11 protein-coding genes are annotated in these 15,899 nt (G+C 46.7%); 4 read left to right on the forward strand and 7 right to left on the reverse strand.

Features of this window, described 5'->3' with window-relative positions:
* Positions 1-25: 25 nt before the first annotated feature.
* The 5 genes from AAKU61_RS17180 to AAKU61_RS17200 all read right to left on the reverse strand — a co-directional run bounded on the left by AAKU61_RS17180 (position 26) and on the right by AAKU61_RS17200 (position 7,128).
* The gene (locus AAKU61_RS17180) at positions 26-1,330 is read right to left on the reverse strand and encodes a cellulase family glycosylhydrolase (protein WP_354334241.1); all 1,305 of its coding nucleotides are present in this window, start codon (positions 1,328-1,330) and stop codon (positions 26-28) included.
* A 392-nt stretch (positions 1,331-1,722) separates the two neighbouring features.
* A complete protein-coding gene (locus tag AAKU61_RS17185) occupies positions 1,723-3,921 on the reverse strand; it encodes a prolyl oligopeptidase family serine peptidase (protein WP_354334243.1) in 2,199 nt (732 codons plus the stop codon).
* Positions 3,922-4,075: 154 nt separating this feature from the next.
* Complete coding sequence (gene dxs / locus AAKU61_RS17190) at positions 4,076-5,968, reverse strand: 1-deoxy-D-xylulose-5-phosphate synthase (protein ID WP_354334244.1); 1,893 nt, start codon at positions 5,966-5,968, stop codon at positions 4,076-4,078.
* Positions 5,969-5,971: 3 nt separating this feature from the next.
* Complete coding sequence (locus AAKU61_RS17195; protein ID WP_354334246.1) at positions 5,972-6,859, reverse strand: polyprenyl synthetase family protein; 888 nt, start codon at positions 6,857-6,859, stop codon at positions 5,972-5,974.
* Positions 6,856-7,128, reverse strand: a complete 273-nt coding sequence (locus AAKU61_RS17200) for an exodeoxyribonuclease VII small subunit (protein ID WP_354334248.1) — start codon at positions 7,126-7,128, stop codon at positions 6,856-6,858. The genes AAKU61_RS17195 and AAKU61_RS17200 overlap by 4 nt, the downstream gene beginning before the upstream one ends.
* 438 nt (positions 7,129-7,566) lie before the next feature.
* Between AAKU61_RS17200 and AAKU61_RS17205 the strand changes: the two genes are divergently transcribed.
* Positions 7,567-9,801, forward strand: a complete 2,235-nt coding sequence (locus tag AAKU61_RS17205) for a DUF1631 family protein (RefSeq protein WP_354334249.1) — start codon at positions 7,567-7,569, stop codon at positions 9,799-9,801.
* Between the two features lie 127 nt (positions 9,802-9,928).
* Here the strand turns inward: AAKU61_RS17205 and AAKU61_RS17210 are convergent, their stop codons facing one another.
* Positions 9,929-10,900 (reverse strand): lipase secretion chaperone, encoded by a 972-nt coding sequence (locus AAKU61_RS17210; RefSeq protein ID WP_354334251.1) that lies wholly within the window; start codon positions 10,898-10,900, stop codon positions 9,929-9,931.
* 176 nt (positions 10,901-11,076) lie between these two features.
* Entirely contained in the window at positions 11,077-12,009 is a 933-nt protein-coding gene (locus tag AAKU61_RS17215; RefSeq protein ID WP_354334253.1) for a lipase family alpha/beta hydrolase, read from the reverse strand.
* A gap of 679 nt (positions 12,010-12,688) precedes the next feature.
* Between AAKU61_RS17215 and AAKU61_RS17220 the strand changes: the two genes are divergently transcribed.
* The 3 genes from AAKU61_RS17220 (at position 12,689) to AAKU61_RS17230 (ending at position 15,752) form a co-directional block, all read left to right on the forward strand.
* The gene (locus AAKU61_RS17220; protein WP_354334255.1) at positions 12,689-13,798 is read left to right on the forward strand and encodes an aromatic ring-hydroxylating oxygenase subunit alpha; all 1,110 of its coding nucleotides are present in this window, start codon (positions 12,689-12,691) and stop codon (positions 13,796-13,798) included.
* A 119-nt stretch (positions 13,799-13,917) separates the two neighbouring features.
* A complete protein-coding gene (locus AAKU61_RS17225; protein ID WP_354334257.1) occupies positions 13,918-14,883 on the forward strand; it encodes a DMT family transporter in 966 nt (321 codons plus the stop codon).
* 11 nt (positions 14,884-14,894) lie between these two features.
* Positions 14,895-15,752: a sulfurtransferase gene (locus AAKU61_RS17230; protein ID WP_354334259.1), complete on the forward strand. Its 858-nt coding sequence runs from the start codon at positions 14,895-14,897 to the stop codon at positions 15,750-15,752.
* Positions 15,753-15,899: the final 147 nt, after the last annotated feature.

The following is a 15,899-nucleotide window of genomic DNA, read 5'->3' on the forward strand; positions in this document are numbered from 1 at the left end:
GTGCACTAATCATATGTGATGTATCTCAATAAGGTCCGTTCGGTGCTTTTAATGCAGCGCAATCAGCGGGAGCGACGCAACTTTGATTATTTTCCCAGCCCCAACCACTGCTGGTATTTTTGCATAGCGCATAAGTTTTTCCATACCAGTTGCATTGGGTGGGAGCTTTGACCACGCCATAGGGCGATGGCAGAGCAGTGCAGCTAGAGCGGCCGACACAACTGGTATTGTTTTCCCAGCCCCAGCCATTGTTCGAGTTATTACAAATCGGGTACTTGGTGCCGTACCAGTTACATTGGTCAACAGTGGTGGTGCCGCCAGAAGAATTGCCGCCAAAGTTACTGGCTAATTTGGATGTCGCCTTAATACCGTTGCTACTGTTCACCAGAAAATTACCCCAAGTCGTGTATGAGCTAGCGACGAAATTATTGACGATATCGAGTTTTGTACAGCAGCTTCCGTTGCCACTCCAGCTCCAGCCCAAGTAGCCAATGCCATAGTCACGCGCGTATTGCATGATGGAGGTTTCATCAACATTGGCGCCGTTATTTTCTGTGCCAAACTCGCCAATAACCAGGGCATATCCTTTGGATTGGAAGCTGGATAAATATTGTTGAATGCGTGATGCATTGTTATACACCTCATACATATGCACAGAGAACACCAATCGATGCAGGGTATCTGCATTGTACAAAGTTGGCGCATTATCCCGCATGTAGTAAGAAGGATCTTGCCCCCAGCCTGGACCGTCGATCATGATCAAATGAGTCAGGCCAGCGTTGCGTAATTTTTTAATCGCGTTGGATGTGTCATTGACGAAGGTGGAGGCAGAGACATTGCCACCAAACGGTTCGTTAGCGATGTTTACAATCACATAATTCTCTTGTCCGACGATCGCGGATTTGATGTCGGAGCTGACCCAGTAATCAGCTGCTTGCGAAATGGTAGTCGCGTTAGCATTGTCACCCCAGCCAGTGGCTTCGTGTACTTCTAAAATACAGACCAATTTGTTGGCTTTGCATTGACTGATGATATTACTGATATCCGATCCACTGCTGCGCGTGCCGCCTTGCGTACCATTTTGTAAAACAATACGTGCCGAATTGGCGCCGGTTGCTGCAATGTCTTTTAAGCCTTGCGTGGTCTTGGATGTGAACCAGGCGTAAGGAAAATTAACACCGCGGAAAATGAAATTCGATCCGTTGGGATCGATAACCTGAGTGCCGCTGACACTCCAGCCAGCAAACGCTTGTGTTGCTATAAGGCTGGAGGCGAGCACTACCCCTGCGGTTTTTAGCATGCCTGATACAATTTTTTTGCAAAATGTCATTATCTTTACCTGGTTAGATGGCGGGAAAAAATCCTGGGATTGAAAATTAATATGTCATGTTAAATAAGCAAATGTTGATTAATTTTCATCAGTGTATTGATAATGATAGGCTTGTGCAAGTATCAAGTTTTGTTGGCATATGATTCGTTGAGATATAGTCAGTTTACTTTATAAAATTAACCGCCTAAACAATATACTCCCCATAAAATTATTTAAAATAGTCGATTTGTCCAAAAATTATCTGGACGATTAAAATATACCCTATTGGAGTATATTTATCGGGCGCTCTGGTAGCGTGCGTAATGTCACAAAAAAGCCACGCTGACCAAAAGGCAGCGTGGCTTTTATTTACATGTTTTTAACATTGTTCTGACTTAGGTCAGACGGGCTGTTTATTTGGCCGGGAAAGTCATACCCAGTTGGTCAAACAAAAATGCATACACGTCGGCAGTCTGGTTGGCTTTAATTGACAAAGAACTGCCGATGCCATGACCGGCATGTGAGTTGATGCTGAGGTAGACCGGTTTACCCGCAGTCGCTGCTTGCAAACGAGCGATCATTTTGCGCGAATGCATAGGGTTAACGCGGCCATCGGTTTCGCCAGTTGCCATGAAAATTGCCGGGTAGGTCGTTCTATCCTGAACATGGTGGTATGGCGAATAGGCGTATAAGGCTTTCAACTGATCTGGATTTTTGACGCTGCCAAATTCCGTGGTATTGAAGGCGCCATTGGGGTCTAGTTCTACCCGCAACATGTCGTAGATGCCGACTTGCGATACCACAGCTTTAAACAAATCCGGGTGTTGGGTAAACACCGCACCCATCAGCAGACCACCATTGCTACCGCCGATGCTGGCCATATGTTCGCTAGTGGTGTACTTTTGAGCGATCAGGTATTGTGCCGCTGCCGTAAAATCATCAAACACATTTTGCTTATTGGTCAGCGCGCCTTTGCTGTGCCATTCCTCACCAAACTCACCACCGCCACGCAGATTAGCGATCACGAACACACCACCCGCATTCAGCCACAGACGTGTAGCGGGACTTAAAAAGCGCGGCGTTTGATTGACGCTATAACCGCCGTAGCCATTAAGCAAAACAGGATTAGTCCCATCCAATTTAATACCTTTGCGGCGGACTATATTTAATGGGATTTTGGTGCCGTCTTTGGATGTTGCAAATTCTCTGACAACTTCTGTGTCGTCATAAGAAGTGGCGCTAGTTTGTGCTAATTTGGTGGCTTCTGACTTACCGGATTTCTCATCGTAACGAGAATAGTAGGGTGGTGTCAGATAGGTTTTAACTGAGTACAGTAATGAGCCGTCACTTAAGGTATCGATCTCATCCACGGTCGCTACATCTGGCAATGGCAGATTGCCTAAGGATTTTCCGTCATGATCATAGATCGCAACACGTGATGGTCCGCCGATAATTTCGCGCAGGTATAAAGCATTTTTTGTGACGATGACAGGGGAGCCGCCAAACTCTCCACCAGGTTGGATTACTGCCTCAGATTCCGGCACCAGCACTTTGGCGTGCGTCAGATCTAAATCGTTCAAGGCTAACTTCAAGAGCTTTCCGCGTGGTGCGTCTTTGCGGGAGACTAGATATATGGCGTTGTCCGAGCCAATAGTGGCTGCAACAATCTTGTCTTCAAACCGGCTGACTTGCTTGATCTTGCCATCCTGGCTGATCACGTAGTGCGCAAACTCGCCGCCATCACCGTTGGCAACTGAGGCGACTACATAATTGGGATTTTGATGGCTGTCGAGCGCGATTTCTGCCACTTTAGGAAAGTCTTTTCCTAAGACATACGCGTCTTTTGAAGGATCACTACCAATTTTATGGAAGTAAATCTGCTGGTAAAAATGCTGGCGATTCGCAGCCTGATCTTTGCCCGGATAGCGGGTGTACCAGAAGCCGGTACCATCGGCTTTCCACGCAACGCTACCGCCGCCAGTCGGGTACTGTACTAGAGGAATCAGCTTGTCGATTTGTTTGCCGGTAGCGACGTCAATGATGTGCACAGAGCCATCTTCGCTACCATTTTCAGACATCGATACAGCGACTTTAGAGCCATCGTGCGATGGCACAAACCAGTCAATTGCAGTCGTGCCTTTGGTATTGATGAGGTTTGGATCGAGGACAATTTTAGCTTGTGCAGGATCCGCCGCATTCGTCAGCACTGCAATCATAGGCTGCTGTTTTGGCGGCTGGTTATACATCGCAAACACTTTGTCGCCAGCGGTATGCAAATCATAGTAAGAGCTGGATGTGGCGGAGATTTGCGCCATTAGATTCTCAAATATGGGTTTGCGAAATGGCAGGCTGTCGAAATATTGTCGTGTGCGTTTATCTTGTGCCACGCTCCACTGATGTACCGCAGGATCGCTTTGTTTTTCTAACCAGCGATAGGGATCTTTCACGGTGATATCGCCATAAGTGTCAGTGACTTCAGCGACTCGCGTTGGCGGCGCAGTTTTATCTGCGGCAATTGCCGAGCCAGCAGAGATCAATAAACTCAAACCAGCAACTGCAAACGCAACATCAACCGCATTGATTTTTAATGAACATAAATTTTTTTTCGACATAAATTATTTCTCCCTTATTTAATACGCAAAAATTGTTGAGCTTGGTTTGACTGATTTGGACTTAATTTAATTGGAATAGTTTCAGACTAAAGAGTTTCATCTATCAGAAATAAAAAAGCGAAGCTTGTTGGCTTCGCTTTTTTATTTCGTTTCATTACTGATTATTTGCTACTAGCTTCAGTGCTTCTGCTCCGAAGCGTTTTTTGATTGAGGCCTCGATTCCCGCTGCATCCAGACCACAGCTTGCGAGCAGTAATGCCGGATCACCATGATCGACAAATTGATCTGGTAATCCGAGTATCAGCAATGGTTTGGTAATTCCTGCTTCTGCCATTGCTTCTGCGACTGCGGAGCCTGCGCCACCCATCACAGTGCCTTCTTCTATCGTGACTAACACGTCGTGGGTGTTGGCCAGTTCTGCCAGTAATGCCGTATCTAGCGGTTTGACAAAACGCATATTTGCCAGTGTGGCATCCAGATTTTCTGCAGCTTTTAATCCCGGCTGCACCATGGAGCCAAATGCCAAAATGGCGATGCTCTTGCCTTTACGTTTGATTTCGCCTTTGCCAATCGGCAGGGTGCTGAGTTTTAAATTGATGGCTGCACCAATCCCGGCGCCGCGTGGATAACGGATAGCCGCCGGGCCTGGATAATGGAAGCCAGTCGACAACATTTGACGGCATTCATTCTCATCCGAGGCGGCCATCACGACCATATTAGGGATGCAGCGCAGATAAGCCAGATCATAATTGCCGGCATGGGTTGCACCATCAGCACCGACCAGTCCCGCTCGGTCCAGGGCGAAAGTAACGTCCAGATTTTGCAACGCGACATCGTGAATTAACTGATCATAAGCACGTTGTAAAAAAGTGGAGTAAATCGCAACGACAGGTTTGAGCCCCTCGCATGCCATGCCACCGGCAAACGTAACAGAATGCTGTTCTGCAATGCCAACATCGTAATAACGGTCAGGGAATTTTTGCTCAAATTCCACCATGCCAGAACCTTCGCGCATCGCTGGCGTAATGCCAATCAAGCGTTGATCAGCGGCAGCCATATCGCATAACCAATTACCAAAGACTTGCGTATAAGTTTGTTTGGCAGGCGTAGTAGAGGGCTTAATGCCTTCAGCAGGATTGAATTTGCCAGGGCCGTGATAAAGAATTGGATCGGCTTCTGCTAATTTATAGCCCTGGCCTTTTTTGGTGACTACGTGCAGGAATTGGGGACCTTTGAGATTCTTTAAATTTTGTAGCGTCGGTACCAGAGAGTCCAGATCATGACCATCAATCGGGCCAATATAATTAAAACCAAATTCTTCAAACATCGTCGCCGGTACGATCATGCCTTTTGCATGCTCTTCAAACCGTTTGGCTAATTCCAATACTGGCGTTGGCAGTACCGATTTACCGACATTTCGTGCTGCTGCATAGAATTTACCAGACATCAGACGTGCCAGATAACGGTTAAGTGCACCGACTGGAGGCGAGATCGACATATCGTTGTCGTTCAGGATCACCAGTAAATTGATATCGTCGTAGACACCCGCATTATTCAAGGCTTCAAACGCCATGCCGGCGGTCATCGAGCCATCGCCAATGATGGCAACAGAATGGCGATCCTCGCCTTTGGTTTTTGCCGCCAAAGCCATCCCTAACGCAGCAGAAATCGATGTCGATGAATGCGCTGTACCAAACGTGTCGTATTCGCTCTCAACCCGGCGCGGGAAACCAGAGATACCATTTAACTGGCGCAAGGTATGCATGCGATCACGACGACCCGTTAGAATTTTATGTGGATACGTTTGATGACCCACATCCCAGACCAGACGATCTTCCGGTGTCTGAAATACATAGTGCAGCGCGATGGTGAGTTCAACAGTGCCTAAATTAGACGATAAATGACCGCCCGTTTTAGACACAGAATCAATCACAAAATGACGCAACTCGTCGGCCAGCGGTTTTAATTGGGCACGTGTCAGCTTGCGTAAATCGGCTGGAGAATTAATGCTGTCTAACAGAGTATTTGTATTATTAGTTGTGGTCATAAATTACGCCTTCCTCTGCACAATCAAATCTGCCAGGTTGCGCAGGATGTGTGCTTTTTCTCCAAAGGGCAACAACGCAGCATGGGCGTCGTCGCATAGTTTTTTTGCCAGCGCTTGTGACGCTTCCAGACCTAGCAAGGATACGTAGGTCGGCTTGTTATCTGCGGCATCTTTGCCAGCAGTTTTACCTAAGGTGGCAGAATCTGCGGTGGCATCCAGCACATCATCTACTACCTGAAATGCAAGTCCAATTGCGCTGGCGTATGCATCAAGCGCAGCGACTTCCGCCGCAGATAAAGTCTTGCCACACATCGCGCCCATGATGACTGAAGCACGCAGCAATGCGCCTGTTTTTAGGCGGTGCATCTGTTCTAGCTGGCCTACTGTTAAGGCGACACCGACGCTGGCTAAATCAATCGCCTGACCGCCGCACATACCGGTTGACCCAGCGGCTTGTGCCAGCAAACGTAGCATGGCAACTTGCCGTGAGGATTCACTCTGTGCTTCTGCCAAGACCAAAAAAGCTTGTGCTTGCAGCGCATCACCAACCAACAGGGCAGTTGCTTCGTCATATTTGACATGCACAGTCGGTTTGCCTCTACGCAGAGCATCATCATCCATACAGGGCATGTCGTCATGCACTAATGAATAAGCGTGAATCATTTCTAATGCGGCGGCGGCACGCGCCAATAAATCTGCTGGGGCATTAAACATAAAACCGGCGGCATACACTAACAAAGGGCGCACGCGTTTGCCGCCATCTAAAGCTGCGTAACGCATAGCCTCATGCAATTTTGCTGGTATAGCATCGGTGCTTGGTAGAAAACTAGCTAATAAGACTTCAAATTGCTGCTGAGTGGATTTCATCCAATCCTGAAAATGCGCGCTCATGCATCGGCCTCGCCAGAATTATCTGCAACGAAAGGTTTCAGCATGCCAGCTTCCAGTACTTTGACCTGCTGTTCTACTTTGTCGAGTTGGCCTGCGCAGTATTTAATTAATTCAGAACCACGTTGATAAGCCGTGACGGAAGCTTCTAAAGGCAGCTCACCAGCTTCCATCTGGGCGACCAGTTCTGATAATTCCGACATCGCTGCTTCGAAAGAAGTTGGCTGATCGTTCTGACCGGGTTGTCCGATGGAGGGTAATTTTTTTGGCATAGGTAGTCTTGAAGAGCAAATTGAGTCTAACCCTGCATTTTAGTGCAAACCCAGTTGATAATCAGCTTAGTTGGCATAATTAGCAGCTTTTTTAGAGCTATCCTTTCTGTATCGGGATTATTCACTTTTATGCGCTTATTGAATTTGTTTTTTTGATATCGCAAAAAAGAGAATTTACTTAAAAAAGCAGCTAAAATTGCGATTCAAACATTTCCACATGGAAATTAATCGTATATAGTCAATGTGCAGTCAAACAAATTGTAGTGTTTGTGTGATGCAAGTTTGTGCACAGACTACTCACAAAGCATTACACTACTTCATTCTTTCAAAGCAACTTCTGAGTATTTTATTTAGTTGGCTTATCGATCAGACTTCGGTTGCAGACGGTAATTCTTTACTAATAATTTATCTTAACAACGTGTTTTAACAACGAGTTCCATGTCATCACAGTCGCCCGATCATCGGCAGTCTCAGAAAGCACCATTAGCGCGTGCGGAGATTTTGCGTGCGCTGATTCCGCAGGCGACGCATTTGGTAGTCGCGCAATTAGATGCATTTGCCGCACGCTTGGCGAACGCTTTTTTTGCAGCATCCGAGCAAGTCAGTGATGCTCGTGAGGCTAATCTCAGTTTTAACTCTGGTCAGTTGTTAAAGAACAATGGCTATGCTTTTTATTACTTATGTTCGGCTGATATTGAGATCGCTTTCCGTAATGAAATTCAAGCTTTGTCTTTGGCAAATAAGCCTAAACAAGAACATTTTGAGCAACAAGATATCGCTCTGACACTAGTGTCATACGAAGAGATGGACAAAAAGCTAGCATTTGGGCGTGCTAGCCGTGCATTAGAGCTGGCGAGCGCTGAGCAACTAGCCGCATTAGGTATGCGTTTGGCATGTGTCACAGAGACCGATACTCTAAGCGTTGCGCAAAATCCATTCAGGCCGGAAGTATTTTTACGCGTGATCCATGCAGCGTGGTCTAAATTTAATCCTGATCCACATACGCATCCGTTAATTTTGCCGTTACTGCGGGCAGATATTCTGTTTGATCTGTCGCCAATTCTGCAGGCCTTAAATGAGTTTTTGGTACGTCAGGGCATTTTGACTGAATTGCATGAATCTTATCGGATTAAAAAGACCGAAAATATTCAATCTGCGATTGCGCCTGCGCAAGTTGATAAAAAAGATTTAAGTCAAAAACTGAAGAAGATTTTTTCAGAAAAAAATTCTTCTGATCCATCAGCTAATCAAAATGAAGACGATCAAAAAACTGATTTAAATCAGCCGCAATATCGCCAGCAGTTTTCTGCTAGCGCTCAAGCCAGCCAGCCAGAAACCGATACCCGACTTTTCCATTATCTGGAAAATTTACAGAAGACGATGGCGATTCGCCAGTTGGTGGCTGGTGCGCAAGACATGATGCGTCTGTCGCAAATGCGCGAGCAAATGCCGGAACTGACGAGTAACAACAGCGTAGAAAAAACTACTCTCGATTTGCTGTCTAAAATATTTGATACGGTTTTTCATAACCCATCAATACCGGGACAGATTAAAGAGCTGATTGGCGTCTTGCAAATCCCGGTGCTTAAAGCTGCGTTGATGGATAAAGAATTTTTCTTTCAAGAAGCGCATCCAGCACGCCGCATGATCGATCTGCTCACGCAGCAGAGCGTGGCTTGGGATCAAAGCAAAGGACAAGCTGATCCGCTGTTCCAGGCAATGCAGCACAATGTGAGCCGGGTACAAAACGAGTTTGACCATAAAATAGGCTTGTTTGACGAAGTGGTTTCTGATTTAGAAAACTTTGTCGCAAAAAAAGAAGAAGCCAGCGCAAAAGCTTTACAAGAGCCGATCAAACGTGCGCTGCAAAAAGAGAAATTCAAACAGGCCAATATAGCCGCCAATAATGAAGTTGCTTTGCGAGTCGGTACTGGCGAGGTAGTCGCTTTTGTTGAAAGCTTTTTAGAAAACCGCTGGACTAAAGTACTAACACTGGCGTACAGCGTGCAAGAAGACAAACCACATGCTGTGACGGACGCTATCAAAACGATGGATGACTTAATCTGGAGCGTTAAGCCTAAGATTACTTTGCCACAACGCCAAGAATTATTGAACCGACTGCCGGCGATTTTAGCCAGGCTAAATAAGTGGCTGAGTCTGATTAAATGGGAAGATGCTGACCGTGCTCTATTTTTTGCGGATCTCGCAGAATGCCATGCGTCGATAGTTCGTGCTCCTTTAGAGTTGTCTCCAGAAAAGCAGTTAGAAATAGCAGTCGAAGCTGCGCAGTTAGCCGCTGAGCGTCGCCTGGAAAAACGTAATCAGGCAGAAGCTCAGGAGGCACAAGAGTTACAGAAGCTGCACGCGGAAGATGTCTCTGCTGATAATGCCGCCGAAGTAGTCGCAAATCTGGAGCGCGGCATTTGGTTGCAATTTACGAAGAAGAGCGGAGATACTCACAAAGCCAGACTCGCCTGGGTTAGTCCTATGCGCAGTCTGTACATCTTTACCGCCAGTCAAAAAGAGAAATCTTTCTCCTTATCTGCACAAGAGCTGGAACAGACTTTTCGCGAACAACGTGCACAAATTTTGGTACTCGATAAATTAGTTGATCGCGCTCTCAGCGAAGCCTTGGAAGAGGTTGCTGAGCGAGAAAACGAGCTGGCGAATTAGTTTATTTAAAATGCTAAACGTTGGGATGAGTGAATCATTATTCCAGATTTCCAGATTTTTTGGGCAGAATTTTTCTTTAATTTGCTCTTATCTGTTCTCCCCAGCCATCTTCAGTAAACGTATCGATTCACTCATAAGCCCCCAAGCGTTTCTGCTCATTCACATCAAATAATTGATTGCGAATTTGCTGTAATGCCGTCATTTGTTCCGCGTCGTTTTTTCCATTGCTGATGATTTTATTTCGCTCCGCCTGATAAGTAGCAATCCGGTTTTTCCAATCTGTATCTTCTCTATCCAGATCAGCCAATCGTGCGGCGGCTTCTGGTGTGGTTGCTGCTGCTCGCATACGATAAATATCGTCGTCGCTTGCACCTTGCGCGCGCATTTTTGCGACGTTTTCTTCCATACGTATAATTTGATAAGGCGCTTCTTTTTCTGCCCGCAGTGCTGCTGGCATGGCCGCGTCCAGCGCTTGTAGTTTTTGTTGCTTTTGTACGTTGTTCAGATTTTTATCTTGTGCGATTTCCAGTCGCGTAATCGCGTCGGTGTCGTAGGCATCGTCAAAGCCAAAGAATGCAGTATTTTCGTTTTGATCGAAATAACGCTGCCTTAAAGTTTGCATGCCTGCTAGCCGTGCTTTGATTGCAGATGTCATTTTATTGCTGTCATAGCCGGCATTTGTAGGATTCACTAGTTGAGGATTTTTTTCTATTTCTGCCAGCGCTAGTTTGTAATCCAGATAGCGACTTAGCAGATCTTTAGCTTGTGCTGCCGCTTTGGGGCCTAATTTTTTACTTAGTTCTTTTTCTATTTCTGCACGGATTTCCGGCAAAGTTTTTTCGCCTGTCGCCGCTAAGTAATAGTCGAACATGCGGCGCAATCCGGCATCGACAATTAAGACATCGGTGCTTGCTTGTTGTAACTGACCGTCAACTTGAGTGCCATCCATAGAGCGCACAAATGCGAACGAATCTTTATCACTCAATACCTGCTCTGAGTGCGTTTTTGTAGTCGGGGCGGTACGTAGTTGCAGCATCGTGAATACAGCGATGACGATGGATGCGATAGTGATGGTGGCGTAGCTTTTTTGTATTCTCATTATCTCGATCAACATTCTGATGTGGTCATTCCTGCTTCCGTAAAAATTACGGAGATGGAGAAGTCAATTAGCGGCTAACAAGTTGCGTACATCAAATAACAACTCATGGTCGTATTTGATGCACGCTATCCGCCTTAGATGTTTAAAATTGTAGAAGCAATAGAATTTAGTTAATTTTATAGCCCTAAATTTTTTAAGCGATTGGCGTGTTGTCGATACAGCGTCACCGGATTGGTCTCAAAAATATTCACTAGGCCGACTGTTTGGTTCACTTCATCCAGATGGTTCATCGCGTAATCGTCACGGATCACTTTGCCTAAATGTGCGGAGCAGCTTGCGACTAATCCGTCATTTTTTGCGCCCGCAAAGGCCAGCGAAGTTAAGGCTAATGCCGGATCGATTGGATCGAGTACATTGGTATAGGCCTTGGCACCGCTCCAGGAGAAATACGACACGCCGTTGACCTGGTAGGCACCTTCACCGCAGGCGCTGGTTGGTACGCCCTCTGGGTGGGAGGCATTGAACTTGAGTGATCCTGCCGTACTCAATGATTTTGCTGCTGCCAGTGAATCCTGAGTTAAACCTTTGCCGCCAGAGAGGAAGTTAATGATGTTTGCCAGGCCATTGGTGATCGACACAACTACTGCGTTTGATAGCGAGCCATCAGGTGCGATTCCCAGCAGCAGATCAGCCACTTTGGAGCCGCGATTGACGCCGCCTACGGTGGTCACCGATGCCACCAGATCAGGTCGGACGGATGCCACATAACGTGCGGTCGGGCCGCCGTGGCTATGTCCAATCAGATTGACTTTGCCGGTGCCAGTGACCGCAATGATTTGTTTGACCTGAGTCAGTAATTGCTCGCCCCGTACCTCGGTACTATTCGCAGCGGAGACTTGGGTTGCATACACTTTGGCGCCGTCAGAGCGTAAAGCGGATGGAATACCATACCAATATTCCACAGGGCCGATGTTATCGAAGCCAAACAAACCATGTGCCAGCACGATGGGATATTTTGTTTCTGTGTAACCAGAAGCCCATGATGCTGTAGGAAGCATTGCCAATCCAACTAGCAATGCCCCAATTTTTTTCAATCTTTTTTTGTTCATTTTTTTTGTCTCTTAAATTATTTTTTTTCAAATAGCCAAAATGAAACCGGACAATGTCATTTGTCCTTTACTGCCGCTCCTTTTAAAAAATGGGATTTTCAGACTAGGTTTTGCCTAATCAATAAGCAAGGCGCAGCGCAGCATAAAAATCGCGCCGAAATGCAAATTTAATGAAGTCAGCCCATTTTTGATTGAACATTGATGAGATGAATTAATCGATGGCGAATGAAAGCTTATTGATGCTTGCTGGATCGTTTTTAGGCACTTTGCGACTAAAAATATAGGGCGATGGCTGGTGTTTTTGTTTACGCCTGTTTGCTTAAGCTAGGTTTTAAACCTGATTATCTTGCCGATAAGTAAAAATTAGAAGATTGTCACTAAAGTTGATTGATCCGTCGTTTTGCTGCTTGCAACGTCGGTTTGTCACAACAAACAACGCTAACTTTTTGATTTCTTTTTGCTTATTTTGAAATCAAAAAAAGTCTAATTTGCCGCAGAGCACCCCGATAAAGCCGATTCAGGTATAATCCGCGGTCTTGTCCAAAATTTCCTCTTCATTCTTTTTGTGTGAGCTTTTCGCTGGAGATCGTCGTTTTCTTAATCACGATCAGCAGTTAAAAGCAGGTTTTTGTGGATTCTTTCTCCTTTAGGTTGGTGCAAATTAATTTGGGGGGTAGGGATGTCCGATCTGGCTTCTTTTTCCAAACTCGCGCGCTCCAACGCGCAACTTCCTGTTCATGTGTATTTTGATCAATCGCTGTTGCAACGCGAGATCAAACAACTCTTCCAGTCTGGCCCACGCTATGTCGGTCATGAACTGATGGTGCCCAATGTCGGCGATTTTGCTACGCTCGTCGCTGAGAATGAAGGCCGCATGCTGGTGCGTCATGCCGACGGCGCTAACGGAATTGAGCTGATGTCCAATGTCTGCCGCCACCGGCAAGCACTGATGTTCAATGGTCGCGGCAACAGCAACAATATCGTATGCCCTTTACACCGCTGGACCTATGACTTAAAAGGTGAGCTGATTGGCGCACCGCATTTTGAGGACACGCCTTGCCTTAATCTGTCACGCACGCCGCTGCAAAACTGGAACGGTTTATTGTTCGAGCAAAACGGCTACAACGTGATGGAAAAAATGGGGCAGCTCAGCGTCACCAAAGACCTCAATTTCATCGACTACATGCTAGACCATGTAGAAGTGCATGAATGTGATTACAACTGGAAGACTTTTATTGAAGTTTATCTGGAAGACTATCATGTCGAACCATTTCATCCGGGCTTGGGGAGTTTTGTCACTTGTGATGATTTAAGCTGGGAGTTTGGTGAGGACTACAGCGTACAAACGGTCGGCGTGAATAATGGCCTGCTCAAATCAGGTTCTGCTAAATACCAGGCGTGGCAAGAGCAAATCCTCAAGTTTCGTAACGGTGAAACACCAAAATACGGTGCGATCTGGTTAACGTTATACCCGAACATCATGGTCGAATGGTATCCGCATGTGCTGGTGGTATCGACTTTATGGCCGACCGCGACTGGTAAAACACGCAATGTAGTGGAATTTTATTATCCCGAAGAGATCGTCCTGTTTGAGCGTGAATTTATCGAGGCTGAACGCGCTGCTTATATGGAAACCTGTATTGAGGATGATGAGATTGCTTTGCGCATGGATGCGGGGCGCAAAATTTTGCTAGACCGTGGTGTCAGCGAAGTTGGTCCTTATCAATCACCGATGGAAGATGGCATGCAGCATTTTCATGAGTGGTATCGACGCAAAATACAGTTTTAAAAAAATGAAGGGGAAGCCGCAGCTTCCCCTTCATTTTTTGTTACTCCTTTTTAGGCTGTCGATTACTACATCAATTATCAGACCGATTAAAAGAGTGAAAAAGAACCGGGATCAAATAAATGCAATCTTTGTGGATGCTTGTAGCCAGCTTTCTATTCTCCATCATGGGCGTATGCGTCAAGCTCGCCTCGGATACATATTCAACTTCTGAAATCGTTGCTTATCGCGGCTTGGTCGGAATGGTGATGATTTATTTGCTAGTGAGGATGCAAGGCTATAGTTTGCGCACTCGCATGGCAGGTCATCATTTGTGGCGCGGTACGGTAGGCGTGATCGCTTTGTGGCTATGGTTTTATTCGATCAGTCGTTTGTCGTTAGCGATGGCGGTGACGCTCAATTACATGTCACCGATCTGGATTGCCGCGATCTTGTTTGGTGGGGCATGGTTAAAGGGAAAACAGCGGATTGAATGGGGTTTGCTTGCAGCCATTGCCTTGGGATTTATCGGCGTTTTATTGTTGCTACGTCCCAGCATGCATGCAGATCAGATGGTCGGTGGGATCGTGGCGCTCATCTCTGGAATGCTCGCTGCGCTGGCTTACATGCAAGTGCGTCAGATGGGTTTGATGGGCGAGCCAGAATATCGTGTGGTATTTTATTTTTCACTCACCTGCGCCATTGCCGGTTTGTTCGGCACAATGATTAATGGACTGACTTACGGGTTGGACTACGGGCTTGGTCAGGATGCCGGCAGTAGCAACTTAGCTGCACATTCGTTGACGGCTGGCTGGCATGCGCATCATATCAAAGGCTTTTTGCTGCTGATTACCATAGGCTTGACTGCGGCCTCAGCCCAATTTGCGATGACACGCGCCTATCGCCTTGGCAATACTTTGGTCACCGCCAATTTACAATATGTCGGCATCGTATTCTCCAGCATTTGGGATCTGTTATTGTGGAACGATGCATTAAGTTGGATGAGCTGGTTAGGCATTGCTGTGATCTTAAGTAGTGGATTGATTGCGACGTTCTATAATGCCAGAAACAAACCAGTAATCGCCATCGACCCTATCGCGACTGAATAAAAGGAGTACGCATGCATACCACACTGATTTCTGCCACGGACTTATCCGCCCAGATTGACAATCCACATTGGGTCATTTTAGATTGCCGGCATGATTTGCTGGACGCCAGCGCGGGTAAAAAAGCTTATGATGCGGCGCATATCCCGCGTGCTAAATTCGCCAGCCTGGATAACCAATTGTCGGGCCCTAAATTATCTTCCAATGGCGTTTTTCATGGGCGGCATCCATTACCGGAAAAAGAAGATTTCATCCGCATCTTGCGTGCCTGGGGAATTGATAATTCTACGCAAGTCATTGCCTATGATGCACACGGCGGTATGTTTGCCGCCCGTCTCTGGTGGATGTTGCGCTGGGTTGGACATAAAGCGGTTGCGGTATTGGATGGCGGCTTGCCCGCGTGGCAGGCGCAAGGTTTGCCAACTACGGATAAAGCGCCAGAGGCAGCGCGTGGCAGCATTAGCTTAGGTGCTAGTCTGGTCAGCAGCGTCAACGTCGGTGACGTGCTGGTTAACCTTGCTACTGCCTCGCGTACGCTGGTGGATGCCCGCGCGGCAGACCGTTTTCGCGGTGAGAATGAAACCATGGACCCGATTGGCGGTCATATTCCCGGCGCAAAAAATCGTTTTTTTAAAGATAATCTGCAAGCGGACGGGTGCTTCAAATCACCGCAAGAATTACAGGCCGAATGGAGTGCAATTGTGCCAGATGCCAGCAAGGCGATTATGCAATGCGGATCAGGCGTGACGGCCTGCCACAATTTGTTAGCTTTGGAAATCGCGGGTTTGCCGGGCGCTGCTTTATATCCGGGATCGTGGAGCGAATGGTGTGCAGAGCCTGCGCGGCCGTATGTTACCGGTGACGCAGGATAAGTATTTTTAGGATGATATATAAGATACTCCCCTAAAAATTATTTAAAAATACCGGCGGATTCAAGTACGAAGAGCAACATTGAATAAAAAGTCAAAGGGTCAGATGCGATAGCATTCTGCCTTTTGACCAGCCAGTCGAAAGTTGCC

Origin of the sequence: Undibacterium sp. GrIS 1.2, from assembly GCF_040544435.1 — a bacterium.
Classification (GTDB): Bacteria; Pseudomonadota; Gammaproteobacteria; order Burkholderiales; family Burkholderiaceae_D; genus Undibacterium.

Excerpts from the sequence above, each read along its gene's own strand:
- AAKU61_RS17180 (WP_354334241.1), bottom strand. The coding sequence starts at position 1,330 with ATGACATTTTGCAAAAAAATTGTATCAGGCATGCTAAAAACCGCAGGG.
- AAKU61_RS17225 (WP_354334257.1), top strand. The coding sequence starts at position 13,918 with ATGCAATCTTTGTGGATGCTTGTAGCCAGCTTTCTATTCTCCATCATG.
- AAKU61_RS17215 (WP_354334253.1), bottom strand. The coding sequence starts at position 12,009 with ATGAACAAAAAAAGATTGAAAAAAATTGGGGCATTGCTAGTTGGATTG.
- dxs (WP_354334244.1), bottom strand. The coding sequence starts at position 5,968 with ATGACCACAACTAATAATACAAATACTCTGTTAGACAGCATTAATTCT.
- AAKU61_RS17185 (WP_354334243.1), bottom strand. The coding sequence starts at position 3,921 with ATGTCGAAAAAAAATTTATGTTCATTAAAAATCAATGCGGTTGATGTT.
- AAKU61_RS17210 (WP_354334251.1), bottom strand. The coding sequence starts at position 10,900 with ATGAGAATACAAAAAAGCTACGCCACCATCACTATCGCATCCATCGTC.
- AAKU61_RS17195 (WP_354334246.1), bottom strand. The coding sequence starts at position 6,859 with ATGAGCGCGCATTTTCAGGATTGGATGAAATCCACTCAGCAGCAATTT.
- AAKU61_RS17200 (WP_354334248.1), bottom strand. The coding sequence starts at position 7,128 with ATGCCAAAAAAATTACCCTCCATCGGACAACCCGGTCAGAACGATCAG.
- AAKU61_RS17220 (WP_354334255.1), top strand. The coding sequence starts at position 12,689 with ATGTCCGATCTGGCTTCTTTTTCCAAACTCGCGCGCTCCAACGCGCAA.
- AAKU61_RS17205 (WP_354334249.1), top strand. The coding sequence starts at position 7,567 with ATGTCATCACAGTCGCCCGATCATCGGCAGTCTCAGAAAGCACCATTA.
- AAKU61_RS17230 (WP_354334259.1), top strand. The coding sequence starts at position 14,895 with ATGCATACCACACTGATTTCTGCCACGGACTTATCCGCCCAGATTGAC.